General features: G+C 52.8%; 1 protein-coding gene. It reads right to left on the bottom strand.

Annotated elements, in window-relative coordinates:
• Window positions 1-68: 68 nt before the first annotated feature.
• Window positions 69-257: a hypothetical protein gene (locus tag ACOCD2_RS26215; protein ID WP_419588476.1), complete on the bottom strand. Its 189-nt coding sequence runs from the start codon at window positions 255-257 to the stop codon at window positions 69-71.
• Between the last annotated feature and the right edge of the window lie 258 nt (window positions 258-515).

The following is a 515-nucleotide window of genomic DNA, read 5'->3' on the forward strand; positions in this document are numbered from 1 at the left end:
GCCATTTACTTCCATCTCGGCGGGTTGGATCTTTACCCTGATGGGATTACTAGATGATGGGCGCCCACTCAATCAGGGGAAGAGCCAACAAAGTAGGCCTCCGAACGCGGCGTCCAGTCATATGGGAGCCAAGTACGGAGCAGCAACGAGCTTGCGAGTTTGTTGCGTAGTGCTTGGTGACCAGGACGGCTGGGGCACAAATAGGTTGTCAAAGGCTGAGTCGATTTTGGGGACTGGGATGTCCCAAAATCTATCACGAGGCCGAAGACACGCTTGGCCATCAAGCCCCAGCCTCTCCATGAACGCAGGATCCGCCAGCACCGAACAGGTTGCTGCCTGCTGCGAAAAGCGCACATGGGTTTCTACTTTATAGGCCCAAGCGCTTTGCGCGGCCAATAACACATAGACCAATATCATCCACTGTATCTTGCTCTTTCTCATCGTTATTTACCTTCGGTTTCGTAGCCGGGGGCGCATGTACTGGCAATACCAAGAATTTCTCAAGATCCTCCTAA

It is taken from the genome of Thiolapillus sp., from assembly GCF_048562965.1.
Taxonomy (GTDB): Bacteria; Pseudomonadota; Gammaproteobacteria; order Chromatiales; family Chromatiaceae; genus Thiolapillus; species Thiolapillus brandeum_A.